We start from the raw sequence: 23,998 nt of genomic DNA on the forward strand, positions 1-23,998 counted from the left end.
CCTTGAAAGTCGTGTTCAGAAATACTTCACGGTCTGCAGCCCGAAACGCGGGCTGCGATCCTCATCGGAAGTCGGTTCGCTGTCGGTGCGCCAGGCGGCGAAGGCCTGCAGGCTGATCTGCGCGGGCAGGGCCAGGCTCACCCCCAGCCCCACTCCGGAGAGCGTGCGGCGGTTGTCGAGTGTGCCGGCCACGGGGTCATGGCTGATGCGCCCCCCGCCCGCGTCGTAGAAGCCGAAGAGCTGCCAGGCGGGGTCGGGGGAATAGCGCAGCTCCAGATTCGCCAGCCAGGCATCGTCGGCGGAGGCCTCGCCCTGGGGATAGGCGCGCACGCCGTAGGCGCCGCCCAGGCTGAGCTTTTCCGAGGAATCGAGGTTCTTCGCGGCCCGCTGGCCGGATAGGCGGGCCTGGAGGCTGAACCTGTCGCTGAGGCGCTGCAGGCGGGTAAGCTGGAAAGCGAACTTGGCGTAGGCCCCATCGGTTTCCAGCCCCGCATCGTCGAGGGCGGCGCTGGCCTCGTCCAGCTTCAGGTGCCCGGTAATCAGGCTGACCCCGTACTGCATGGCGCCGCCACCGAGCCAAGCGTCCTGATGGTCGCCACTCAGGCCCAGGCTCCAGACATCCAGGGTCTTGTCTTGGATCGTGTCGGTGATATCGACCCGGTCCTCGAGCCGCTTGCGCTCGTAGCTCAGCTGGCCGTCTAGGCGGGCCTGGCGGCTGCGCAGCAGAGGCTGCAGGGCATAGACCGAGGCAATGCTGGCCTTGCCATGGGCGTCCAGCGACTCGAAGTCTTCGCCCAGCTCATAGCGCATCTCCGACCAGGCCAGGCCGACCTGGGTGGCATGAGGTCCGACCGGCAGCTGATAGGCGAGGCGCCCGTAGTTCATGCCGGCGCCGGACGTCAGGCCGCGCAGGCTCAGGGTATCGCCGACTCCGGCGGGGCTGTTGATGGCGAGGTTGCCGCCGAGCCGCTCGTTGCCGGTGTAGCTGTTGTCGAAGTTGTCTGCCTCCACGCTACCGGCCAGCCGCGGGCCTGCCCCCAGCGAAACGTCCAGGTCGGTAAGGCCGACCGAGGCGCCCGGCTTGAGGGTGGAGCGCACTTCGACCCCTGGCAGGTCATTGAGCAACAGCAGGGATCGCTCCAGAGGTTCGGCCTGTACCGCGTCGCCCGGTTGCAGGTCGTTCAGCTGACGCCGTGCCGTGGCGTCGTCGAGCAGCGAGCGGTTGTCCAGCTCGATCTTGCCCAGCCGACCTTCGAGCACGGCGATGGTCAGCAGTCCGTTTTCGATGTCCTGCGCCGGCAGATAGGCGCGGGCCAGCAGATAGCCATGTTCGCGGAAATGACGGGTAATACGGTCGGCCAGGCCCTGCAGTTCGGCCAGGCTCAATTCGCGTTCGGTGCTGTCGGCCAGCAGCTCCAACAGTTGCGCCTCGCTGAACACCTTGGCTCCGGTGATGCGGTATGCCTTGACGTACACCTTGACGTCGCTGGGCAGCGTCATCGCCGGGCGAGCCGGCGCCGACTCGGGCAGGACGTTGTCGGAGGGCGGTGGCAGGCTGAGCGGGGCCTTGATGCTTTCCAGGATCCGGCCAGCATCGGGAACCTGGGCAGCCAGCGCAGGCTGTGCAAAACACAGGGCGAATGCGACTACGCTGCTGCATCCGGTGGGTTTCATGAATCTACTGCCTCGCATATGGCTTCGCTTGCTGGGGCGGCATGATCCCATGGGCGCTGCGCAGGCACTTTGCCAGCAGGGGCGAAGACTTTGCCCGCAGACAATTTTTTCCCTTTGGCCATGGGAAGCGGTGCGTGTTCTGGGCTCTAATACCGGCTCCCCCCACACACCCACAGACGCCGGCATGCGCACCACCAGCAATCCCAAGATCCTGCTCGTTGACGACTCGGTGGCCGACCTCCGAGTGCTCACGGAGTTTCTGTCGGCCCGAGGCTTGGACATCGTGGTGGCTTTCGACGGCAAGGACGGTTATCGCAAGGCCCAACTGCTGCGTCCCGACCTCATTCTGCTGGATGTGCACATGCCCGGCAGCGACGGCTTCGCCACCTGCCGGCTGCTCAAGGCCAACCCGGACACCAGCGCCATCCCGGTGATCTTCCTGACGGCCGCCAACCAGCCGCAGGAGCGCCTGGCGGGGCTGACACTGGGGGCGGTGGACTACATCGCCAAACCGTTGATCGATGAGGCGGAAGTGGTGGCGAGGGTGCAGATCCACCTAGAGCTCGCCCGCCGCCTACGCGCCGTCTCCCCTCCCGCTCCGTCTGAGGCTGCGGATACCCGGCCGGAAGCGGTGCTGGTGAGGGTCGCTACCGACCATCTACGCCGGGATCTGCGCCAGCCGCCCTCGCCAGAAATGCTGGCGCGCCTGTGCGGGACCAACGAAACCCGCCTCAACGAATCCTTCCACCAGATCGTCGGCATGCCGATCTATGCATGGCTGCGCGAGGAGCGCCTCAGCCAGGCCCGGGGACTGCTGGCCCGCACCGAAACCCCTATTGGCGACATCGGCGATCATCTGGGCTACACCAATGCCGCCAGCTTTTCCAAGGCCGTGCGCGAGCGCTTCGGCTGCTCGCCGCGCGAGTTGCGTACGCGCCTGCGAGAGCAAGCGGGGCAGCTCGCCCCTCTACCGCAAGGGACAGCGGACGATGCCTGCTGAAGGGCGCCTGCAGCACTGTTGGCGAATGATCTGCCTGTGTTGTCTGCTGACCCTGGCCGGTAGCGCCTGGGCCGAGGTGCAGGATCTGCGAGACGACAGCGCCTCCCAGCCGCTGGAGAGCTTCGACCTGCGTCTCGACCAGGACGGCAGCCTGGACATTGCCGCGGTGGTCGCCTCGCCCGAACACTTCGTCCCCGTCACGGCGCAGACCCAGACCCATGGCTTCGATCCCCGGCCGCGCTGGCTGCGTCTGAACCTGCGCAATCCTGGCCCCATCGCTATCAGCCGCTGGCTGGAGATCGGTCACGCCCGACTGGAGTCGGCGAAGCTCTACATGCGCGATGGCGACGGTCCCTGGCAGGTGTTGGCCAGCGGCCTGAGGGTGCCCATGGCCGCGCGACCGCTGCCCGGACCGAACGCGCTGTTTCCGCTGACCCTGCAGCCGGGAGAAACCCGCACCTTCTATCTGCGCATCCAGACACAGTCTGCCCAGTACCTGGAGCCTCGCCTGTGGGCACCTCACGCCTATCATGACAAACAGCTGCGGGTGGAAAACCTGCGCTCGATGGCCTTGGGCGGGATCGTGCTGACAGGCCTGCTGTCGCTGCTGATCTTCATCCAGCTGCGGGAGGCGCCCTACCTCTATTTCGGCCTGGAAATGTTCCTTATCAGCGCCTTCGAAGCGGTCATGGGAGGGCTGGCGCAGCAATACCTGTGGCCAAGCACATGGGCGTTCCCGCTAGGCCTCGTGCCCTTGCTGGGTGCCGGCATGGCGATCATGCATTGCCAGTTCGTGCGTACCTTTCTCGACCTCAAGCGGCTGGGCCGCGGCTGGGATCGTGCCCAGATCGCCGTCACTGTCGTGGTGGTCGCCGCCGCCTTGGCAGCCAACTTGCACCAGTACATTTTCTGGATTCAGGTTCTGTCCCTCTGCGCGCTACTGACCCTCGGCATCGGCATCACTACCTCTTACCTGGCCTGGCGCGCCGGCAATGCCTCCGCGCGTCTCACCCTGATTTCCTTCGCCACCTTCGCCGCGACCGTGCTGGTTCGAGAAGCCGGGATGTACCTGGGATTTGACCCCACCGGCCCGACACTGGCCAGCGCCCTGCCCTGGGCAGTGTTGGTGATGGCCCCGATCATCCTCATCGCCATTGCCAACCGCACCCAGCAGCTGACTGCCGCGCTGGCGGTGGAGCGCGAAGCCAACCGGGCCAAGACCACCTTCCTGGCTCATATGAGCCATGAGCTGCGCACCCCGCTCAATACCATCATCGGCTTCGCCCAGTTGCTGCAACGGGGCTCCCGGCGCCTCAGCCTGGAGGAAGGCGCCCGCGCCATCGAAGGCAGCGGCCGCCACTTGCTGCATCTCATCGACGAACTGCTGGATGCAGCCAGGGCGGAAATCGGCCAACTGGACGTGATGCCGACGCCGCTGGCGTTCCGCCCTTGGCTGGCGGACATGGTGGAAGTCGCCCGGCTGCAGGCCGAGGCAGCGGGTAACAGCTTCTCCCTGGAAGAGCAGGGCGTGGTTCCCGAATACCTGTCCATCGATAGCCGACGCTTACGTCAGGTGCTCGATAACCTGTTCAGCAATGCCAACCGCTATACCCGTAATGGTCGCATCAGCCTGCGCTACCACGGGGAAAAACAGGGAAGCCAGGTCCGTCTGTTCTTCGCGGTGGAAGACAGCGGCGGCGGTATTGCCGCCAACGACCTGCCGAACATCTTCCAGCCCTTCGTCCGTGGCAGCAATCAGGTCGAAGGCTCCCGTAACGGAGTTGGCCTGGGACTGGCCATTGCCCGGCAACTGGTGCACTGCATGGGCGGAGAGTTGATCGTCGCCAGTACCCCCGGCCAGGGCAGTGCCTTTCGCTTCCACGTGGTGGGCGAACTACTCACGGAGTTGCCTGCGGACCCCATCGCCGCGGAAACCGCAGCGCTTCACCCCGAGGGCGCCCAGTCGGTATTGCTGGTAGAGGACGATCCGGATCTGCGCCTGCTCCTGAGCGAGCAGTTGAGCCGGCATCAACTCAAGGTGGTCACTGCCGTCAACGGGCGGGATGCGGCCAACCAGTGGCGTGAAGATATCGCCCTGGTGATCACCGACCAGTTCATGGAGGGCGGTGACGGCTGGTCCGTACTGCAGATGGTCGCCGAGCGTGACCCTGCCATTCCGGTGGTTCTGATTTCCGCCGCTGCACCGCTGGCGCCGGAAGACTTTGCACCGCACCTGAAGTTTGCCGCCTGCCTGAAAAAACCGGTTAGCGAAACCGACCTGGCAAGCCTATTAGGCACATTCCTGGGGCTGCACGATCTTGCCTCGACCACCCGCGAGCCAATTGCCTCCACCACTGCAGCCCGTCCAGATGCGGCACGCCTGGCCATTCTGGCGGGCCTGGTTGAAACCGGCCAGATCACACTTATCGAAGAGTGGGCCCATGAGCTTGCTGCTGAACAGCCGCGCTGTACCGGCTTTGCCGATGCCGTTCTTCAGGCCGCTTTGACCCTGGACTTCCCCCAATTGGCGACTCTGGCCGAGGCGGCTGAATAACAGGGATCTTAATCTTGGGTCCACTACGGTACGGCGTAATAACCACAAGAGGTCTGCCAGCGGCCAAGTCGCGCAGCTCTGACTGGCAGAGGCCTGTCGCTGCGGGAGGCAGCATTGCTGGTTAGAACCACTTGGGGACGTTGAGGTAAAGCGCAACGCGCGATAAATAGGCGCTCGCTCGCCTACACCAGCACCTGCGCCATGCAATCCCATGCGCTCTGCTTGCCTACAGCCTGACGGCAATCTACCGTCATGCAGCCGTCATCGCAGTGTCACCGGCGCTACATGCGGCCCGCCCAGACTGGCGCCATGAATGTCACAAGCCTGCATATCGCCCTGGTCAGCGAGACCTTCCCGCCCGAAGTCAACGGCGTGGCCAACACTCTCGGCCGCCTGTGCCAGGGCCTGCGCGAGCGCGGCCATCGGCTGCAGCTGGTGCGCCCGCGCCAGGCCGACGAGCCGAACCGTAGCGACGAGGAACTGCTGCTGACCCGCGGCTGGCCGCTGCCCGGTTACGCCGGGCTGCAATGGGGCCACTCCTCGCTGCACAAGCTGCTGCGGCGCTGGAAGCGCAACCGCCCGGACGTGCTGTATATCGCCACCGAGGGCCCGCTCGGCCTGTCTGCCCTGCGCGCCGCGCGGCGCCTGGGCATTCCGGTGGTCAGCGGCTTTCATACCAACTTCCAGCAGTACAGCGACCTGTACGGCTTCGGCCTGCTGACCCGCTTGCTGACCGGCTACCTGCGCTGGTTCCACAACCGCTCGCGCGTGACCCTGGTGCCCAGCCCCAGCCAGCGCCTGGAATTGCAGCGGCGCGGTTTCGAGCGGCTGGAGCTGCTGGAACGCGGCGTCGACGGCCAGCTGTTCCATCCCGCCCGCCGTTCGAGTGAGCTGCGCGCCGAGTGGGGCATGGCCGAGGACGAGGTCGCCGTGGTCCACGTCGGCCGCCTGGCCGCGGAGAAGAACCTGCAGCTGCTGGTCCGCACCTTCCGCGCGCTGCAGCGCAGCCAGCCGCAACGGCGCCTGCGCCTGGTGCTGGTGGGCGACGGCCCGTTGCGTGCGCAGCTGCAGGAGCAGTTGCCGGATGCCCTGTTCTGTGGCGTGCAGCGTGGCGATGTGCTGGCCGCGCACTATGCCAGTGGCGATCTGTTCCTCTTTCCCAGCCTCTCCGAGACCTTTGGCAACGTGGTGCTGGAGGCTCTGGCCTCGGGCCTGGCGGTGGTGGCCTTCGACCAGGCCGCGGCGGCCCAGCACATCCGCCACGGTCACAACGGCGCCCTCGCCACCCCGGGCGACGAGCAGGCCTTTATCGAGGCCGCGCGCTGGCTGCTGGAGGATGCCGAGCTCTTCCGCCGGGTGCGCCTGAACGCCCGCCAGCACGCCGGCAAGCAGGGCTGGCCGGCCATCGTCGAGCAGTTCGAGGAACACCTGCGGCAGGCCCGGCAGGTATAAAAAAAGCCCCGGTGTGCTGGGGCTTGGAAGGGCGCGTCAGAGACGCGCCGGGGTAAAGCGAATGCTCAGACCAGCTGCTTCAGGGCCTCGCGGCTGAACGGCAGGATGTCGCTCTCGCGGCCATCGCGTACCTTCACCGCCCAGTCCGGGTCGACCAGCAGGGCGCGGCCCACGGCCACCAGGTCGAACTCCTGCTTGTTCAGGCGCTCCAGCAGCTTTTCCAGGCTGGCCGGCTCGGCCACCTTGTCGGTGTTGACCATGAACTGCAGGAACTCGCCGTCCAGGCCCACGCTGCCCACGGTGATGGTCGGCTTGCCGGTCAGCTGGCGGGTCCAGCCGGCCAGGTTGAGGTCGCTGCCTTCGAACTCCGGCTCCCAGAAGCGGCGGGTCGAGCAGTGGAAGATGTCCACGCCGGCATCGGCCAGCGGCTTGAGGAAGGCGCCCAGCTCCTCGGCGCTCTGTACCAGGCGCGCGGTGTAGTCCTGCTGCTTCCACTGCGAGAAGCGGAAGATGATCGGGAAGTCCGGGCCAACGGCGGCACGCACGGCCTGGATCAGCTCGATGGCGAAGCGCGAGCGCTGGGCCAGGTCGCCACCGTATTCGTCGGTGCGCTTGTTGCTGCCTTCCCAAAAGAACTGGTCGATCAGGTAACCGTGGGCGCCGTGGATCTCCACGCCGTCCATGCCGATGGTCTTGGCGTCCAGGGCGGCCTGGGCGAAGGCGGCGATGACCTCATTGATGTCCTGCTTGGTCATGCCGTGCACCACGACATTGCCTTCCTTGATCTTCTCGCTCGGGCCGTAGCCCGGCACGCTGGCGTCCGGCTCCGTGCCGGCCTTGCGCACATTACCCACGTGCCACAGCTGCGGGACGATCTTGCCGCCTTCGGCGTGCACGGCATCGACCACCTGCTTCCAGCCGGCCAGGGCGTCTTCACCGTAGAAACGCGGTACATGCGGGTAACCGTTGGAGGCCTTGTGACCAACGGTGGTGCCCTCGGTGACGATCAGGCCGACACCGGCGGCGGCGCGACGACGGTAGTACTCGACCACCTTGGCATTGGGCACGCCGCCCGGGGAGAAGGAACGGGTCATCGGCGCCATGACCACGCGGGTCGGCAGTTCCAGGTTGCCCAGGCGGAAGGGCTCGAACAGGGCTTTAACGGTCATGGGTACTCCTTTGGGCCGGCCAGCTGACCGGTCGTCTCGTCAATGGGCAAAAAAACAGTCAGGGCCGCAGCAGCAGCTCCAGACGGTGAATGAAGGCTTCCAGCGGTTGCAGGCTGCGGCCGACCTTGAGGCGCGCCAGCACGCCCTGCCAGGCGTTGGCGATAAAGGTCGCCAGGTTCTCGCAATCCTCATGGGCGGCCAGCTCGCCGGCCGCCTTGGCCTGCTCCAGGCAGCCCTGCAGGATCTCCACCGAGGCCTGCTGGATGCGCTCGACCTCGGCGCCGATGGCCGGCAGCACTTCGCTCATCTCGAAGCTCAGGCTGCCGATGAAGCAGTGATATTCGGGTTGCTCCTGACGGCTGAAGTGCGCCAGCAGTTCGGCGTAGTAGCCGACGATACGTGCCCGCGGGCTCAGCGCCGGGTTGCTCAACGCTTCGGTGTAGCGCGTCAGGCGTGGTCCGTAGACGAACTCCAGGGCCTGCAGGGCGAAGTCTTCCTTGCTGGCGAAGTAGTGGTAGAAGCTGCCCTTGGGGATGCCGGCGGCCTGGACGATCTCCATCACGCCGGTGCCGTGGTAACCACGACGCGTCATCACCTCCGAGCCCTTGGCCAGGATCAGGTCACGCTTGTCGAGTCGGACTGTGTTGTTCATGGCGAAGAGCATATGACCGGTCGTCTCGCCCCGCCCAGCACTATTGATTCGGGTGATTGGGGGGCATGCGGAAGGCGGCGCTTCCCTCACCCTGGCCCTCTCCCGGAGGAAGAGGGGACTGACAACCTGCAACCTCAGCCCGTACCGGACACTGCCTTCCTCTCCCCTTGAGAGAGGGCAGGGGGTGAGGGCGCGTCGCTACAACCAGGTGACGTGCTGCTCCAGGGGGAAGCGCAGGCGCGGGTTGTACACGCCCTTCTCGCCCTGGCGTCCGACGGCCAGCAGCATGATCGGGATGGCCTGGCGCGGGATATCCAGCACCTTGCGCAGGCGCACCTCGTCGAAGCCTTCCATCGGGCAGCTGGCGTAGCCATGGCTCTGGAAGGCCAGCATCAGGTTCTCTGCCGCCAGCGCGGTGGATTTCACCGCCCAGATGCGCATGTCAGCCTTGCTGTTGGGTTTGCGCATCAGCGGCTTGCGCAGCGCGGCCAAGCGCACCAGCTGGCGCTTGAACAGGCCGAGCAGGCCCAGCGGGCCCTGGTTGTACTGGAATGGCGCGGTCTTGGCGTAGAAGCTGCGGATGCGCAGGGGCACCTCAGGCTCCGGCCAGTACTCCACCACATTGGCGCAGGCCTGCTTCCAGGTATCCGGACGGGCCAGCACGGCAATGATCAGCGGCGCCTTGGCCGCGCTCTGGCTCATGCACACCGGGTGCAACCGCGCCAGCAGCGCCGGATCGCGCACCACCTGAAAGCTCCACGGCTGCAGGTTGCAGGAGTTGGGCGCCAGTACCGCCAGCTCCAGGCAGTCGCGGATCACTTCGTCCGGCACCGCTTCGGCGGTGAAGCGGCGTACCGAGCGACGGCTCTCGATCAGCGCACGCAAGGCCTCGGGCGAGGCCGTGGGGCTGAGATCGTCAGGGGAGAAACTGGTCATCGCGGGCCTCCTCGGCAGATGCCCCGATTAGGCTATCGGGGTGCCGAGAGGGCAAGACGGCGGGGAGAGATCGGCCGGATGAATGGCGCAATCAGCCTAGGGCTTTTTCGATGGCCTGGATCAGCGCCGGATCGTCCGGCGTGGTGCGCGGCGAGAAGCGCGCCAGCACGCGACCGTCGCGGCCGACCAGAAACTTCTCGAAGTTCCAGGTGATGTCGCCGGGAAACTCGGCGCCCTCGCCCGCCAGCAGGCGATACAGAGGATGGCGACCGGGGCCGTTGACCTCCAGCTTGCTGCCCAGCGGAAAGGTCACCCCGTAGTTGAGGCTGCAGAACTCGCGGATCTCGTCTTCGCTGCCCGGTTCCTGGCCGGCGAACTGGTTGCACGGCAAACCCAGCACGGTGAAGCCGCGCTCGTGGTACTGCTGGTGCAGCGCTTCGAGGCCGGCGTACTGCGGAGTCAGGCCGCACTTGGAGGCGACATTGACCACCAGCACAAGCTGGCCCTTGTACGGCGCCAGTGGCAGATCCTGGCCATCCAGCGCGCGCAGATTGAGATCGTGAAAGGCACTCATGACTGACTCCTTGAGCCTGCGCAGGGGACAAAAAAGGCGCCCGTGGGCGCCTTTTCGGTTAACTCAGCTTAGCAGCCGGGGCCTGGCTTGGAACGACCATAAGTCGTATTGCTGGGCCCGATCACAGATCAGTGATGGTGGCCGCCTTCGCCATGGATGTGACCATGGGCGACTTCTTCGGCGCTGGCTTCGCGCACGTTGACCACCTTGACCTGGAAGTTCAGGCGCTGGCCGGCCAGCGGGTGGTTGCCGTCGACGACCACGTCGTCGCCGTCGATATCACGCACGGTGACGATCTGCATGCCGCCGTCCGGGCCGGAGGCGTGGAACTGCATGCCCACTTCCAGCTCGTCGACGCCCTCGAACATGCTGCGGTTCAGGGTGGCGACCAGTTCGGCGCTGTATTCGCCGTAGGCTTCGGCCGGCTCGATGGCCACGCTCAGCTCGTCACCTACCTGCTTGCCCTCGAGGGCCTTTTCCAGGCCGACGATGATGTTGCCCGCACCCTGCAGATACACCAGCGGGGCGCCGCCGGCGGAGCTGTCGATCACCTCACCGGCATCGTTGGTCAGGGTATAGTCGATGGAGACAGCCTTGTTGGCGGCGATCAGCATGGAGGGGAAACCTTTTGCTAGAGATTGGAAAGGGAGCAAGTTTACCCGCCATACCGGCCGAAAGCGACCGCGCGCCTGACGGACGGGACGCGCCGGCCATCCTGCTGCTGGGCTTTCACCAGGACGAGGATGGCCACTGGGTGGCCGACCTGTCCTGCGGCCATACGCAGCACCTGCGGCATCAGCCGCCGTGGCAGAATCGGGACTGGGTCATCGACCCCGTGCAGCGCCAGCGTCATCTGGGCCAGCCGTTCGCCTGTGGCTGGTGCGCGCAATCGAATAGGGAATAGTCATGCCGGCACGCAATATCCTGGTCATCAACTGCGGCAGCTCGTCGATCAAGTTCGCCCTGGTCAACGAGGCCCACTCGCAATTCACCCTCAGCGGCCTGGCCGAGCGCCTGGGCAGCCCGGACGCTGTGCTGCACTGGCAGCGCGGCGGCGAGAAGGACAGCCTGATGCTGCCCGGTGGCGACCACCGCACCGCACTGCATCAACTGCTGCCGCTGGTCCAGGGCGCCGCTGGCGGCAAGCTGCACGGCATTGGCCACCGGGTGGTGCACGGTGGCGAACAGTTCACTGCCGCCTGCCGCATCGATCCCCACAGCCTGCAGGCGATCCGCGCCACCGCACCGCTGGCACCGCTGCACAACCCGGCCAACCTGCTGGGCATCGAGGCGGCGCTCAAGCTGTTCCCCAATCTCACCCAGGTCGCGGTGTTCGACACCGCCTTCCACCAGAGCATGCCCGAGCATGCCTATCGCTACGCCGTGCCGGAGCACCTGTACCGCGAGCACGGCGTGCGCCGCTATGGCTTCCACGGCACCAGCCATCGCTTCGTCAGCCGCCGCGCGGCGGAGATGGCCGGGCTGTCCAGCGGCGACAGCAGCTGGCTGTCCGCCCACCTGGGCAATGGTTGCTCCACCTGCGCCATCGTCGATGGCAAGAGCCGCGACACCAGCATGGGCCTGACTCCCCTGGAAGGCCTGGTGATGGGCACCCGCAGCGGCGACATCGACCCCAACCTGCACGGCCACCTGTCCCGCACCCTGGGCTGGAGCCTGGAGCAGATCGACAACATGCTGAACAAGGACAGCGGCCTGCTCGGCCTGTCCGGCCTGTCCAACGACATGCGCAGCCTCGAGCAGGCCCGCGAGCAGGGCCACCCCGGCGCGACCCTGGCCATCGAGGTGTTCTGCTACCGCCTGGCCAAGTCCCTGGCCGCCATGAGCTGCGCCCTGCCCCAGCTGGACGGGCTCATCTTCACCGGCGGCATCGGCGAGAACTCGCCATTGATCCGCAGCAAGACGGTGGCCCACCTGAAGCTGTTGAATCTCGCCCTCGACAAGGAAGCCAACGCGCGCTGCATCCGCGGCGTCGCCGGCAACATCCAGGCCCACGGCCACTCACGGGTGCTGGTGGTGCCGACCAACGAGGAACGGCAGATCGCCCTCGACACCCTGGCCCTGCTCACCGCCTGACGGCGAGCGGTACGAACCAAGGAACGCCCATGCATACCTTCTTCATCGCCCCCACCGGATTCGGCGTCGGCCTCACTTCCACCAGCCTCGGCCTGGTCCGCGCCCTGCAGCGCGCCGGGCTGAAGGTCGGCTTCTTCAAGCCGATCGCCCAGCCGCATCCTGGCGACTCCGGCCCGGAGCGCTCCAGCGAACTGATCGCGCGCACCCACGGCCTGCTGCCACCCAAGTCGCTGCCACTGGCCCAGGTCGAGCGCATGCTCGGCGACGGGCATCTGGACGAGCTGCTGGAGGAAATCGTCAGCCTGCATCAGCAGGCCGCCCAGGGCATGGACGTGCTGATCGTCGAGGGCATGGTGCCGACCCGTCACGCCAGCTATGCCGCAAGGGTCAACGTGCACCTGGCCAAGAGCCTGGACGCCGAGATCATTCTGGTCTCGGCGCCGGAGGGCGAGGAGCCGGAAAACCTCACCGAGCTGTCCGACCGCATCGAGATCCAGGCCCAGCTGTTCGGCGGACCGAAGGACCCGAAAGTGATCGGTGTGATCCTCAACAAGGTGCGCCATCCGGAAGGCGTGGAGGCCTTCACCGAGCAGCTCGGTCAGCTCTCGCCGCTGCTGCGCGGCGGCGACTTCCACCTGCTTGGCTGCATTCCCTGGCAGGACGAGCTGAACGCCCCGCGCACCCGCGACGTGGCCGAATTGCTCGGCGCGCAGATCCTCAATGCCGGCGACTACGAACAGCGCCGCGTGCAGAAGATCGTGCTGTGCGCCCGCGCCGTGCCCAACACGGTGCAGCTGCTCAAGCCCGGCGTGCTGGTGGTCACTCCTGGTGACCGCGACGACATCATTCTCGCCGCCAGCCTGGCCTCGATGAACGGCGTGCCGCTGGCCGGCCTGATGCTGTGCAGCGACTTCCCGCCGGACCCGCGCATCCTCGAACTGTGCCAGGGCGCCCTGCAGGGCGGCCTGCCGGTGATGAGCGTGAGCACCGGCTCCTACGACACGGCGACCAACCTCAACCGGATGAACAAGGAAATCCCGGTGGACGACCGCGAGCGTGCGGAGAAGGTCACCGAGTTCGTCGCCGGGCATATCGACCACGACTGGCTCAAGCAGCGTTGCGGCACCCCGCGCGAACTGCGCCTGTCGCCGCCGGCGTTCCGCTACCAGCTGGTGCGCCGCGCCCAGGCCGCCAACAAGCGCATCGTCCTGCCGGAAGGCAGCGAGCCGCGCACCGTGCAGGCCGCCGCCATCTGCCAGGCCCGCGGCATCGCCCGTTGCGTGCTGCTGGCCAAACCGGAAGACGTACACAACGTGGCCAAGGCCCAGGGCATCGAGCTACCCGAGGGGCTGGAAATCCTCGACCCGGAGCTGATCCGCGAGCGCTACGTGCAGCCCATGGTCGAGCTGCGCAAAGGCAAGGGCCTCAACGCGCCCATGGCCCTGGCCCAGTTGGAGGACAGCGTGGTCCTCGGCACCATGATGCTGGCCCTGGACGAGGTCGACGGCCTGGTCTCTGGCGCCATCCACACCACCGCCAACACCATCCGCCCGGCCCTGCAGCTGATCAAGACAGCGCCCGGCTACAAGCTGGTGTCCTCGGTGTTCTTCATGCTGCTGCCGGACCAGGTGCTGGTGTATGGCGACTGCGCGGTGAACCCCGACCCCAACGCCGCCGAGCTGGCCGAGATCGCCCTGCAGAGCGCCGCCTCCGCCGAGGCCTTCGGCGTGCCGGCACGGGTGGCGATGATCAGCTATTCCACCGGCGATTCCGGCAGCGGCGCGGAAGTGGAAAAGGTGCGCGACGCCACCCGCCTGGCCCGTGAAACCAACCCCGCCCTGCTGATCGATGGTCCGCTGCAATACGACGCCGCCGCCATCGCCAGCGTCGGCCGGCAGAAGGCGCCGGACAGCCCGGTGGCCGGGCGCGCCACGGTGTTCGTGTTCCCCGACCTGAACACCGGCAACACCACCTACAAGGCAGTGCAGCGCAGCGCCGACTGCGTCAGCGTCGGCCCCATGCTGCAGGGCCTGCGCAAGCCGGTGAACGACCTGTCGCGCGGCGCTCTGGTGGACGACATCGTCTACACCATCGCCCTCACCGCGATCCAGGCAGTACGCGAAAGCTAAGGCCCTTCGTAGGCGGGTGGAGCCGACTCGGGTTTCACCCGTCTACGAGATGCTGCGCTAGAATCCGCCCGCCCGTCGCGCCTGGCCGGCAACGCCTGGCTGACCCTCAAGTCAACCGCAGCACTTGCCGTTCAGTGTACAAGCGTTAACCTTGGCGCCGGACCGACTTGCCGCAAGGAGTGCTGCAGGTATCTCGACCGCATCGGGGCGCACAGAAAGCCCCCTGACCAGGAGCCATTCGAGCCCATGCTGCAATTCCTGCCCGCCCCTCTGCGCGGTGTCATCAGCGCGCTGCTGTTGGCCCTCAATACCCTGATCTGCTGCTGGCCGCTGTTCGCCGTGGCGCTGCTCAAGCTGCTGCTGCCGATCCCGCCGATTCAGCGCGGCCTGCGCTTCGTGATGCACGGCATCGCCGAGTTCTGGATCAGCGTCAACAAGTTCTGGATGAACCTGGTGCGCGACACCCGCTGGGATGTCGAGGGCATTCAGGGCATGGACATGCGCCACTCCTACCTGGTGACCAGCAACCACCAGAGCTGGGTGGACATCCTGGTGTTGCAGTACCTGCTCAACCGGCGCATGCCGCTGCTGAAGTTCTTCCTCAAGCAGGAGCTGATCTGGGTGCCGGTGATCGGCCTGTGCTGGTGGGCGCTCGAGTTCCCGTTCATGAAGCGCTACAGCAAGGAATACCTGGCCAAGTACCCGGAGAAGCGCGGCCAGGATCTGGCCACCACGCGCCGCGCCTGCGCGCGCTACAAGAGCAACCCGGTGTCGGTGTTCAACTTCCTCGAAGGCACCCGCCTGACCCCGCAGAAGCACACCCAGCAACAATCGCCGTTCAAGTACCTGCTCAAGCCCAAGGCCGGCGGCATCGCCTTCGTGCTGGACGCCATGGGCGAGCAGCTGGACGCCATCGTCAACGTCACCATCCACTACCCGTCCGGCAATCCGGGCTTCTGGGACCTGCTCTGCGGCCGTCTGGACCAGGTGGTGGTGCGCTTCGACAAGCTGGCCATTCCCGCCGAATTCATCGGCCGCAACTACGACCAGGACGAGCAATACCGCCTGCAGTTCCAGCAGTGGGTCAATCAGCTGTGGCAGGCCAAGGACGCGCAGCTCGGCGAGCTGCACCAGCAGTTCCCCGGCCGCGGCTGAACCTCAGCGCACCACCAGCGGCGGCTCGTCGGGCCGCCAGCTGGTCCAATCCAGGCGCGGCGGGAACGCGCCGGCGCGCTCCACCGGCAGCCCCGGCGCCACCAGGAAGCCCTGCATGGTGGTGCAGTGATGAGCGATCAGCCAGTCACGCTGCTCCAGGGTTTCCACCCCTTCGGCAACCACTTCCAGCCCCAGGTGGCGTCCCAGGTCGATGATGGTGCTGACGATCGCCGCGTCCTTGGGCGAGTCGAGCATGTTGGCGACGAACAGCCGGTCGATCTTCAGGGTGTCCAGTTCGAAGTGGCGCAGGTAGGCCAGGGACGAGTAGCCGGTGCCGAAGTCGTCGATGGCGATGCGCACACCCAGCTCGCGCAGCTGGCGCAGCTGCTCGCGGGTGGTGTCGAGGTCCTGCATCAGCGCGCTCTCGGTGACCTCCACTTCCAGCTGTGACGGCTTGAGCTGGTGCAGCTCCAGCATCCGCCGCAGATCGTCCACCAGCTGCGGCATGCCGAACTGCACGGGACTGACATTGAGGCTGAGCAGCAGCTGCTCGCCGAACTGGGCGCGCCAGGCCCGGCACTGGCGGATGCCCTGGTTGAAGATCCAGTCGCCCAGGCGATTGATCAGGCGGGTCTCCTCCAGCAGCGGGATGAACACCCCCGGCGAGATGGTCCCGGCGACCCGGTGCTCCCAGCGCAGCAGTGCCTCGAAGCCACGCAGGCGACCGCTGGCCAGATCGATCTGCGGCTGGTAGACCAGCACGAAGTCGTCCTGCTCGATGGCCGTGCGCAGGCTCTCCTCCAGCATCAGTCGCGAGCGGGCGCGGCCGTTCATTTCCGGCGAGAAGAAACGGTACTGCTGGCGGCCGGCGCGCTTGGCCTCGTACATGGCCATGTCGGCCGAGCGCAGCAGGCCGTCCACCGTCTGCCCACATTCGGGGAAGCAGGCGATGCCGATGCTGGCGCCCAGGGTGACCTCCACGCCGTCCAACTGGTGGCGTACCGAGATCAGCTCGATCAGCTTCTCTGCCACTCGCGCCGCGTCCTCGGGATGGTCGAGGGTATCGAGCAGCGCGGTGAACTCGTCGCCGCCCATGCGCGCCACGATGTCGTAGGGGCGCAGGCAATGCTTCAACTGCTCGGCGACCTTGCGCAGTATCTGGTCGCCGGCATCATGGCCGAGGGAGTCGTTGATGCGCTTGAAACCGTCCAGATCCAGGTACAGCACCGCCATGCGCTTGCCGCTGCGGTCGACACGCGACAAGGCGGTGTCCAGCGCCTGGTGGAAGCCGCGGCGGTTGTACAGGCCGGTCAGCGCATCGGTGACCGCCTGGGATTCGAGCTGGGCGTGCAGGTTGCGCACCACCGACATGTCCAGGGCGATCAGCACCATGGAGTTCTGGTACTGCGGCAGTGGCGAGCAGGACAGCGCCGCCGGCAGATACCCACCCGCCAGGGTGCCGAGGACCGCGTCGTGGATGCGGTAGGTCTGGCCGGCACGCCAGTGCTGGTAGAACTCGCTGTCCTGCCATTCGCCGGGCATCTCCGGCGACTTGAGGTAGGACAGCAGCGCGCTGCCCTGCAGGTCCGCCACCTCGCCCTGGAGCATCTGCGCCATGGCCGGGTTGGCGAAGCGGATCAAGCCGTCCTTGTCGATCACCAGGATGCCTTCGGAAGCGTTGTCCAGCACCGAGGCATTGAAGGCCCGCTCGCGATCCAGCTGCTGGGTCAGCTGCAGCAGCTCGTGGCGATGGCGCTCCTGCTCCAGCAGGGTACCGATCTTGTGCTTGAGCACCTTGGGGTCGAAGGGTTTGAGGATGAAATCCACCGCACCGATGGCGTAACCCTGCAGCACCGAGGCCTCGGTGTGGGCGATGGCGGAGAGGAAGATGATCGGCGTATGCCGGGTATGGGGGCTACCACGCATCAGGCGGGCCACCTCGAAGCCGTCCATCTTCGGCATCTGCACGTCGAGCAGGACCAGGCCGACGTCCTCGTCCATCATGCAGCGCAGCGCCGCCTCGCCGGAATCGACGGTGCGCACGTTCCACTCGCCGTCGCCGAGCAGTGCCTCCATGGCCACCAGATTCTCCTCGCGGTCGTCGACCACCAACAGGATCTGCTGGTCTTCCAGCGCCTCAAGTTGCATCTGCGCCATGCAGCCCTCCTCTCCTCGGCATCGCCTTCCTCTCAGCCCCTCGCCTGGTGACGTGGTTGCGCCGACGCCGCCAGCCAGCGGTGGAGCATTTCCAGCAACTCCTGGCGCCCCACCGGTTTGGCCAGGTAGTCGTCGCAGCCAGCGGTGATGCACTTCTCGCGATCGCCCTTCATGGCATGTGCCGTGAGGGCTATGACCGGGACGCCGCAGCCACGTTCATCTTTCAGGATGCGGGTGGCGGTGTAGCCATCCATGTTGGGCATGGCCATGTCCATCAGCACCAGGTCGAAGGGCTCGCGGTCGAACGCCACCAGTGCCTCTTCGCCATCCTTGGCCGGCACCACCGCCAGGCCGAGTTCGTCGAGCAGGGCAGTCATCGCGTAGATATTGCGGATGTCGTCGTCCACCAGCAGCACGCGCTTGCCGGCCAGCTCCGAGCCATCGGCCTGGGGTTCGCGCACGGTGGAGAGGAAACCCTGCAGCGCGGCGCTGAGCGGGCTGAGGTCGTCGCCGCTCTTGCGCACCACCACCGCCGAGTAGCGGCGCAGGCGCTGCAAGTCCTGGCGGGTGATGTCCACGCCGGTGTTGATCACCACCTGGGCGTCCTGCAGGGCGCGGTCGCGATGCAGCGTCTCGAGCAGGTCGAAGCCATCCTGGTCGGGCAGGTCGAGGTCGATCACCAGGGCGTCGAAGACCTGTACGCCGTAGGCCTGGCGTGCCTGCTCGGCACTGGGCACGGCGGTGACGCGGAAGCCCATCTGGATCAGGTGCTCGCGGTAGTGCTCGCGCTCCACCTCCACGTCTTCCACCAGCAGCAGACTGCGGTCGGGCGAGCCGGCCAGGGCAATATCCTCGAATACCCGCTCCAGATCCTGGCGCGCCACCGGCTTGACCAGGTAACGCGTGCCGTCGCCATGCCAGTCCTGCGGTTGCGGCACGCAGGAGACGATGTGCACCGGCACGTCGCGGTACTGCAGCAGCCCGCGCAGGCGCCGATAGATCTGCCAGCCGCTGATGTCCGGCAGCAGGATGTCGAGGATCACCGCGACGAAGCGCTCGCTCTGCAACAGGCCGATGGCCTGCTTGCCGTTGCGGCAGTGCACGCTTGCGAAACCATGGGCCTGGGCCTCCTCGGCGATCACCGCGGCGAAGTTGGGATCGTCCTCGACGATCAGCACCGCCGGCCCGCTGCCGCTGCGCTGCGGCGTGGCACTGAGCGATTCGTCTTCCTTCTCCGCCGGGTTCAGCGCCACCACCGGCAGCCGCACGATGAAGCGCGAGCCCTGCCCCGGCGTGCTCTCCAGGCTGATCTGCCCACCCAGCACTTCCACCAGCTGGCGCGTGATGGCCAGCCCCAGGCCGGTGCCGCCGAAACGCCGACTGGTGGAGCCGTCGATCTGCTGGAAGGCCTGGAAGATGCGCTCGTGCTGCGCCGGGTCGATGCCGATGCCGCTGTCGCGCACCACGAACTGCAGGGTCTCGCGCTCGTCGTCGAGGGATACCGGCGAGTGGCCGATGCTCAGCTCCACATCGCCGTGCTCGGTGAACTTGAGCGCGTTGGACAGCAGGTTGCGCAGGATCTGCTGCAGGCGCCCACGATCGCTGTGGATCACCCGCGCCACGCCCGGCTCCAGGTGGGTGAGCAGGCGCAGCCCCTTGATCTCGGCCATCGGCCGCAGGCTGGAGTCCAGTTCCACCAGCAGATCATGGATGTTCAGCGGTTCGAGCTTGAGCTGCACGCGGCCGGCCTCGATCTTGGCCAGGTCGAGCACGTCGTTGATCAGTTGCAGCAGGTCGTTGCCGGCCTTGTAGACGATGTCCGCGTGCTTGACCTGTTTCTCGGTCAGGTTGCCGGCCAAGTTGTGGCGCAGCTGTTCGCTGAGGATCAGGATGCTGTTGAGCGGCGTGCGCAGCTCGTGGGACATGTTGGCGAGGAATTCCGACTTGTAGCGGTTGGCCAGGGCCAGCTGCTCGGCCTGCTCGCGCAGGCGCTGCTCGGCGGCCTTGCGCTCGCTGATGTCGATGATCACCGCCTGCACCAGGCGCTCGCCGTCGGCACGGATCGGCGACAGGCCGACTTCCAGGGGAATCAGGCGACCGTCGCGGTGCTGGCCGAACAGCTCGCGGTTGCCACCCATGCGCCGCGGCGACGGGTCATTGATGAAGCCGTTGCGCAGGTTCGGGTGCTGGGCACGGGCGGCTGCCGGCAGGAGCATCTCCACCGGCTGGCCGAGCATCTCGGCGCGCTCATAGCCGAACATCTGCTCGGTCTGGCGGTTGACCATGCTCAGCCGGCCCTGGCCGTCGACCAGCACGATGGCGTTGGGCGAAGCCTCCACCACCAGGCGGAAACGCTCTTCGGCGGCCTTGCGCTCGCTGATGTCGATGATCACCGCCTGCACCAGCATCTCCTCGCCGACGCGGATCGGCGCCAGCCCGACCTCCAGGGGAATCAGGCGACCATCGCGGTGCTGGCCGAACAGCTCGCGGTTGCCGCCCATGCGCCTTTGCTCGGGGGCCTTCATGAAGGCCTGGCGCATGGCCGGGTGGCCCTGGCGCAACTGTTCCGGCAGCAGGCGCTCCACCGGCTGGCCGAGCAGTTCGTCGCGCTCGTAGCCGAATAGCAGCTCCACCTGGCGATTGACCATGACCACCTTGCCGCTGCCATCGACCAGCACGATGGCATTGGGCGAGGCCTCGACCACCAGGCGAAAGCGCCCCTCGCTCTCGCGCAGCTGTTGGCGCTGCCGCTCGCTGTCGCCCAGGGCGCGGTCGCGCAGGAACAGGAAGCCGCCGACCAGCAGCGACAGCAGCAACGCGGCCAGCAGGCCGGTGCCCAGGCTGATCGGCAGGTCGCCATTGTTCAACGTCGCCTCATAAGCCGCGGTACTGCGCACCCGCAGCTGCCAGGCGCGACCGTAGATATCGAGCTGGCGAAGGGCCTCGAAGCGCGGGGTGTGGGAGATCGCGCCATTGCGCGAGAGCAGCGGATTGCCGGCATCCTCCGGGTCGACCAGCTCGATCTCGAATTGCGCGGCGTTGTTGCCGAGGATGCCGTGCATCAGGTCGGCCATGCGGAACGAGCCGGAAACCATGCCCAGCATGGCCTGCCGGCGCTCCTCGACCGTACTCAGCGGGGTATTGAGGCGGAATACCGGCAGGTAGAGCAGCACGCCGGTCTGCACATCCTTCTCGGTCTCCTGCTTGAGCTTGAGCGGCCCGGTGAGCGCCGCCTCGCCGCTGTCACGGGCCGCCACGATCGCCGTGCGCCGGGTTGCCTCGCTGTACATGTCGAAGCCGAGCACGCGGCGGTTGCGCCAGTCCAGCGGGTTGATGAACTCGATCACCATGTAGGCTTCGCGCTCGCCCGACGGGTAGGTCTGGAAGTCGCTGCGCCCCGCCGCGCGCGCCTGCTCGACGAAGGCGCTCAGCTCGCCGGCACGCAGGTAGCGCCCCCAGGCCAGGGCCTGGATGCCGGGGTAGTGATCCTGCAGTTGCAACTGATCGGTGGCGCGCTGCCACTCGGCGTCGGAGACCTGGTCGCTGCCGGCCATCAGTCCGGCCATGCCGCGCAGCACCATCTCGTAGGCGCGCATGCGCTCGCGCACGCTGAGTTCGACGCCGTCCACCGCCAGGGCGAAACGCTGCTCCTGGGCCTGACGGTTGCTGTGTTCGAGGGTGCGCCATTGCCAGAACACCAGGGCACCGAGACCGATCAGCAGGACCAGGCTGATCAGCAGAGGGATCCAGGGTTTGCGGGAGTGGAAGATGGGAGCGGCGCCGTCCATGAAGTCTCCTGATCCTGCCCCGGCACGCCTCGTTCACCTTGGGCGCGCCGACTCACACGCGGCTGAGCACGTCGTCTGCTGAGAGTGTAGTCAGGAATTTACCTAGGTAGACCCGCACGACAGACGGCATTTGGCCACCATCAGCAACGCGAAAGGCCCCTCGCGGGGCCTTTCCTTTTCCAGCGTGAAATCAGTACTGGGCGCCGGGCAACGGACGCAGTGTGACTTCGACGCGGCGGTTCTGCGCGCGACCATCGGCCGAGGCGTTGCTGGCGACCGGCTGATCCGGGCCGGCACCACGGGTGCTCAGGCGCGAGGCATCCACGCCCTGAGCCATCAGGTAGTTGGCCACGCTCTGCGCGCGACGCTGCGACAGGCCCATGTTGTAGGCATGGTTGCCGGTGCTGTCGGTGTGGCCGACGATCTCGATGCTGTTCTGGTTGTACTGGCGGAAGGACGTGGCCAGATTGTTCAGCGGGCTGTAGAAGCTGCTGGCGATGTCCGCCGAGTCGGTGGCGAAGGTGATGTTGCCGGGCATGATCAGTTGGATGGTGTCGCCCTGGCGCTGCACCTCCACGCCGGTGCCCTCCATGCTGCGACGCAGTTCTTCTTCCTGCTTGTCGGCGTAGTAGCCGTAACCGGCACCGGCGGCACCGGCCACCGCGGCGCCGATCAGCGCGCCCTTGCCGCGGTTGTCGTGGTTGATCGCGGCACCGGCCACGGCGCCGGCCAGCGCGCCCAGGCCACCGTACTTGGCGGTCTTGTTCACGCCTCCGGAGCTCTGTTGGGGCTGATTTTCATAGGGATTCTGCGAGGCACAGCCAGTCAGCAGCGCCAACAACAGGGCGGCGAGAGTCAGGCGTGAGGGGGTAGACATGGGAATACTCCTGGAGCGGGGTTGGCAGTCGCACGGACCGGCAACGGGTTAGAGCGAAGCGGCAGACAAAGATTCCCGGTCAGGCGCGAATGAACGGATTCTCGCGCATCTCGTCACCCAGGCGGGTATCCGGGCCGTGGCCGGTTACCACGGTGGCGTCCTCGTCCAGGGTGTAGAGGCGCTTGATCGAGCGCTCGATGGTGGCGTAGTCGCCGCCCCACAGGTCGGTGCGACCGATGCCACGACGGAACAGGGTGTCGCCGGCGATCAGCAGCTTGGCCTCGGGGAACCAGAAGCTGGTGGAGCCGGGCGTGTGTCCAGGGGTGTGCAGGGCCACGCCGCAGCCGCAGGCCAGTTCCTCGTCGTCAGCCAGCCACTGGTCCGGCGCCGGCACCGGAGTGTAGGGCACGCCGAACATCTGGCACTGCATCTCCAGGTTGTCCCAGAGGAACTGGTCTTCCTTGTGCAGGTGCAGGCTGGCGCCGGTCTTCTCCTTCATCTGCCCGGAGGCGAGGAAGTGGTCGAGGTGCGCATGGGTGTGGATGATGCTGACCACCTTGAGGCCGTGGGCCTCCAGACGCGCCATGATCAGGTCCGGGTTGCCGCCCGGGTCGACGACTATGGCCTTCTTGCTCACCGGGTCGCCGATGATGGTGCAGTTGCACTGCAGCGGGCCGACCGGGAAAGTCTCGCGGATCAGGCTGGGTTGCGGTGTGGTAGTCATCTGGCGGTTTCCTCGGTTGGCACGGGCCGCGCACGATAATCCTTCGGTGCCCTACCCGTCCATTTGCGGAAGGCCCGGCGGAAGTTGGACGGGTCGCTGAAGCCCAGCAGCAGGGCGATCTCGAACAGCGGCAGGTGGGTGGTCTCGAGGTATTGCAGGGCCAGGCGCTTGCGTACCTCGTCCAGCACTTGCTGATAACTGGTGCCGGCGGCGGACAGATGCCGGCGCAGGCTGCGCCCGCTGGTGTGCAAGGCGCTCGCGGCGCTATCGAGATTGGGAAAGTCGCCGGGGCGGGCCAGCAGCAGGCGGCGCAGGCGACTGAGCAGCCCCTCCTGCACATCCAGGGTGGCCAGCAGCGCCTCGCACTGCTGCTCGCACATCTGCATGGTGGCCGGGTTGGCCAGAGCCATGGGGCGATCCAGATAGTGACGCGGCAGGCGGAACCAGTGCCAGGGCTGATCGAACTGGGCCGGCACGCCGAAGGCTTCGCCGTAGCGCGCGGCATGTTCGGGGGCGGGATAGGCGAAGCCGACTTCCACGCCCTGCGGGCGCTCACCGAGCAGGAACTGGGCAATGCCGTACAGGCTGCCGAACAGGCCCTCGGCGGCGAAGCGACCGAGCACCCCCAAGGGAATCGACTCGCTGGCGCGCAGCTCCAGCGAATCCTGGTTGTCCACCAATTCCAGCTCGAAGGTCAGCCCCAGCACCCGGTAGTACCTGAGTGCGAACTGCACGGCACGCCCGAGGTTGGCGCTGGACAGCAGGGCGTAGCCGAGAATGCCGTGGGCCGAGGCGTTCAGGCGCAGGCCGAGCAGCAGGCCCAGCGCCGGCTCGTCGCACAGCAGCAAGGCGGCACCGGCCAACTGGTGAAAGTCGGCCAGAGACAGCCTGCCGGTAGGGTTGAGCAGCAGCTGCGCACGCAAGCCGGCGGTGCCGAGCAGGCGCTCACGCTCGACACCGAACTCGCCGGCCAGCTGCAGCAAGGCCTCGGCATAGGTGATCGGCACCAGTTCGGAATGCAGGTTCAGGGGTTTGCTCATCAGCGTTCGCCGCAATCGCCAGT

General features: G+C 66.7%; 18 protein-coding genes. 7 read left to right on the plus strand and 11 right to left on the minus strand.

Translation table 11 applies throughout. The features are described from left to right. Window positions 1–15 precede the first annotated feature (15 nt). Entirely contained in the window at window positions 16–1,674 is a 1,659-nt protein-coding gene (locus N7607_RS01080) for a ShlB/FhaC/HecB family hemolysin secretion/activation protein (RefSeq protein WP_279866702.1), read from the minus strand. 184 nt (window positions 1,675–1,858) lie between these two features. Here N7607_RS01080 and N7607_RS01085 point away from each other — a divergent pair, with 184 nt between their 5' ends. The 3 genes from N7607_RS01085 to N7607_RS01095 all read left to right on the plus strand — a co-directional run bounded on the left by N7607_RS01085 (window position 1,859) and on the right by N7607_RS01095 (window position 6,680). Further along, the gene (locus N7607_RS01085; RefSeq protein ID WP_279866703.1) at window positions 1,859–2,674 is read left to right on the plus strand and encodes a response regulator; all 816 of its coding nucleotides are present in this window, start codon (window positions 1,859–1,861) and stop codon (window positions 2,672–2,674) included. Further along, window positions 2,664–5,228: a hybrid sensor histidine kinase/response regulator gene (locus N7607_RS01090; protein WP_279866704.1), complete on the plus strand. Its 2,565-nt coding sequence runs from the start codon at window positions 2,664–2,666 to the stop codon at window positions 5,226–5,228. The genes N7607_RS01085 and N7607_RS01090 overlap by 11 nt, the downstream gene beginning before the upstream one ends. 309 nt (window positions 5,229–5,537) lie before the next feature. Then, window positions 5,538–6,680, plus strand: a complete 1,143-nt coding sequence (locus N7607_RS01095; protein ID WP_279866705.1) for a glycosyltransferase family 1 protein — start codon at window positions 5,538–5,540, stop codon at window positions 6,678–6,680. A gap of 65 nt (window positions 6,681–6,745) precedes the next feature. Here the strand turns inward: N7607_RS01095 and N7607_RS01100 are convergent, their stop codons facing one another. The 5 genes from N7607_RS01100 to N7607_RS01120 all read right to left on the minus strand — a co-directional run bounded on the left by N7607_RS01100 (window position 6,746) and on the right by N7607_RS01120 (window position 10,625). Next, window positions 6,746–7,849, minus strand: coding sequence for an NADH:flavin oxidoreductase (locus tag N7607_RS01100; RefSeq protein WP_279866706.1), 1,104 nt, complete (start codon window positions 7,847–7,849; stop codon window positions 6,746–6,748). 58 nt (window positions 7,850–7,907) lie between these two features. Next, window positions 7,908–8,513: a TetR/AcrR family transcriptional regulator gene (locus N7607_RS01105; protein ID WP_279866707.1), complete on the minus strand. Its 606-nt coding sequence runs from the start codon at window positions 8,511–8,513 to the stop codon at window positions 7,908–7,910. 186 nt (window positions 8,514–8,699) lie between these two features. Beyond that, the gene (locus N7607_RS01110) at window positions 8,700–9,437 is read right to left on the minus strand and encodes a nitroreductase family protein (protein WP_279866708.1); all 738 of its coding nucleotides are present in this window, start codon (window positions 9,435–9,437) and stop codon (window positions 8,700–8,702) included. Window positions 9,438–9,528: 91 nt separating this feature from the next. Further along, window positions 9,529–10,011: a glutathione peroxidase gene (locus N7607_RS01115; RefSeq protein WP_137974368.1), complete on the minus strand. Its 483-nt coding sequence runs from the start codon at window positions 10,009–10,011 to the stop codon at window positions 9,529–9,531. A gap of 128 nt (window positions 10,012–10,139) precedes the next feature. Further along, a complete protein-coding gene (locus N7607_RS01120; protein WP_192396806.1) occupies window positions 10,140–10,625 on the minus strand; it encodes a peptidylprolyl isomerase in 486 nt (161 codons plus the stop codon). A gap of 50 nt (window positions 10,626–10,675) precedes the next feature. Between N7607_RS01120 and N7607_RS01125 the strand changes: the two genes are divergently transcribed. The 4 genes from N7607_RS01125 to N7607_RS01140 all read left to right on the plus strand — a co-directional run bounded on the left by N7607_RS01125 (window position 10,676) and on the right by N7607_RS01140 (window position 15,389). Then, on the plus strand, window positions 10,676–10,915 hold the full coding sequence (locus N7607_RS01125) for a DUF3565 domain-containing protein (protein ID WP_279866783.1): 240 nt from the start codon (window positions 10,676–10,678) through the stop codon (window positions 10,913–10,915). A 2-nt stretch (window positions 10,916–10,917) separates the two neighbouring features. Beyond that, window positions 10,918–12,105, plus strand: a complete 1,188-nt coding sequence (locus tag N7607_RS01130) for an acetate kinase (RefSeq protein WP_279866709.1) — start codon at window positions 10,918–10,920, stop codon at window positions 12,103–12,105. A 29-nt stretch (window positions 12,106–12,134) separates the two neighbouring features. Then, a complete protein-coding gene (gene pta / locus N7607_RS01135) occupies window positions 12,135–14,234 on the plus strand; it encodes a phosphate acetyltransferase (protein ID WP_279866710.1) in 2,100 nt (699 codons plus the stop codon). Window positions 14,235–14,480: 246 nt separating this feature from the next. Next, complete coding sequence (locus tag N7607_RS01140) at window positions 14,481–15,389, plus strand: acyltransferase (protein WP_279866711.1); 909 nt, start codon at window positions 14,481–14,483, stop codon at window positions 15,387–15,389. Window positions 15,390–15,392: 3 nt separating this feature from the next. Here the strand turns inward: N7607_RS01140 and N7607_RS01145 are convergent, their stop codons facing one another. From N7607_RS01145 to N7607_RS01165, 5 genes are all read right to left on the minus strand, one after another. Continuing rightward, a complete protein-coding gene (locus N7607_RS01145; protein WP_279866712.1) occupies window positions 15,393–17,546 on the minus strand; it encodes an EAL domain-containing protein in 2,154 nt (717 codons plus the stop codon). A gap of 32 nt (window positions 17,547–17,578) precedes the next feature. Continuing rightward, window positions 17,579–21,334, minus strand: coding sequence for a CHASE domain-containing protein (locus tag N7607_RS01150; RefSeq protein WP_279866713.1), 3,756 nt, complete (start codon window positions 21,332–21,334; stop codon window positions 17,579–17,581). Window positions 21,335–21,524: 190 nt separating this feature from the next. After that, entirely contained in the window at window positions 21,525–22,211 is a 687-nt protein-coding gene (locus N7607_RS01155) for an OmpA family protein (RefSeq protein WP_279866714.1), read from the minus strand. 79 nt (window positions 22,212–22,290) lie between these two features. After that, the gene (locus tag N7607_RS01160; protein ID WP_279866715.1) at window positions 22,291–22,935 is read right to left on the minus strand and encodes an MBL fold metallo-hydrolase; all 645 of its coding nucleotides are present in this window, start codon (window positions 22,933–22,935) and stop codon (window positions 22,291–22,293) included. After that, entirely contained in the window at window positions 22,932–23,975 is a 1,044-nt protein-coding gene (locus tag N7607_RS01165) for an AraC family transcriptional regulator (protein WP_279866716.1), read from the minus strand. Before N7607_RS01165 ends, N7607_RS01160 begins: the two co-directional genes overlap by 4 nt. Window positions 23,976–23,998 lie beyond the last annotated feature (23 nt).

Source organism: Pseudomonas sp. GD04019, from assembly GCF_029837695.1.
Classification (GTDB): domain Bacteria; phylum Pseudomonadota; class Gammaproteobacteria; order Pseudomonadales; family Pseudomonadaceae; genus Aquipseudomonas.

What these genes read in the sequence shown, in the direction of transcription:
- N7607_RS01080 (WP_279866702.1), bottom strand. Translation starts at nt 1,674, where the DNA reads ATGAAACCCACCGGATGCAGCAGCGTAGTCGCATTCGCCCTGTGTTTT.
- N7607_RS01085 (WP_279866703.1), top strand. Translation starts at nt 1,859, where the DNA reads ATGCGCACCACCAGCAATCCCAAGATCCTGCTCGTTGACGACTCGGTG.
- N7607_RS01090 (WP_279866704.1), top strand. Translation starts at nt 2,664, where the DNA reads ATGCCTGCTGAAGGGCGCCTGCAGCACTGTTGGCGAATGATCTGCCTG.
- N7607_RS01095 (WP_279866705.1), top strand. Translation starts at nt 5,538, where the DNA reads ATGAATGTCACAAGCCTGCATATCGCCCTGGTCAGCGAGACCTTCCCG.
- N7607_RS01100 (WP_279866706.1), bottom strand. Translation starts at nt 7,849, where the DNA reads ATGACCGTTAAAGCCCTGTTCGAGCCCTTCCGCCTGGGCAACCTGGAA.
- N7607_RS01105 (WP_279866707.1), bottom strand. Translation starts at nt 8,513, where the DNA reads ATGCTCTTCGCCATGAACAACACAGTCCGACTCGACAAGCGTGACCTG.
- N7607_RS01110 (WP_279866708.1), bottom strand. Translation starts at nt 9,437, where the DNA reads ATGACCAGTTTCTCCCCTGACGATCTCAGCCCCACGGCCTCGCCCGAG.
- N7607_RS01115 (WP_137974368.1), bottom strand. Translation starts at nt 10,011, where the DNA reads ATGAGTGCCTTTCACGATCTCAATCTGCGCGCGCTGGATGGCCAGGAT.
- N7607_RS01120 (WP_192396806.1), bottom strand. Translation starts at nt 10,625, where the DNA reads ATGCTGATCGCCGCCAACAAGGCTGTCTCCATCGACTATACCCTGACC.
- N7607_RS01130 (WP_279866709.1), top strand. Translation starts at nt 10,918, where the DNA reads ATGCCGGCACGCAATATCCTGGTCATCAACTGCGGCAGCTCGTCGATC.
- pta (WP_279866710.1), top strand. Translation starts at nt 12,135, where the DNA reads ATGCATACCTTCTTCATCGCCCCCACCGGATTCGGCGTCGGCCTCACT.
- N7607_RS01140 (WP_279866711.1), top strand. Translation starts at nt 14,481, where the DNA reads ATGCTGCAATTCCTGCCCGCCCCTCTGCGCGGTGTCATCAGCGCGCTG.
- N7607_RS01145 (WP_279866712.1), bottom strand. Translation starts at nt 17,546, where the DNA reads ATGGCGCAGATGCAACTTGAGGCGCTGGAAGACCAGCAGATCCTGTTG.
- N7607_RS01150 (WP_279866713.1), bottom strand. Translation starts at nt 21,334, where the DNA reads ATGGACGGCGCCGCTCCCATCTTCCACTCCCGCAAACCCTGGATCCCT.
- N7607_RS01155 (WP_279866714.1), bottom strand. Translation starts at nt 22,211, where the DNA reads ATGTCTACCCCCTCACGCCTGACTCTCGCCGCCCTGTTGTTGGCGCTG.
- N7607_RS01160 (WP_279866715.1), bottom strand. Translation starts at nt 22,935, where the DNA reads ATGACTACCACACCGCAACCCAGCCTGATCCGCGAGACTTTCCCGGTC.
- N7607_RS01165 (WP_279866716.1), bottom strand. Translation starts at nt 23,975, where the DNA reads ATGAGCAAACCCCTGAACCTGCATTCCGAACTGGTGCCGATCACCTAT.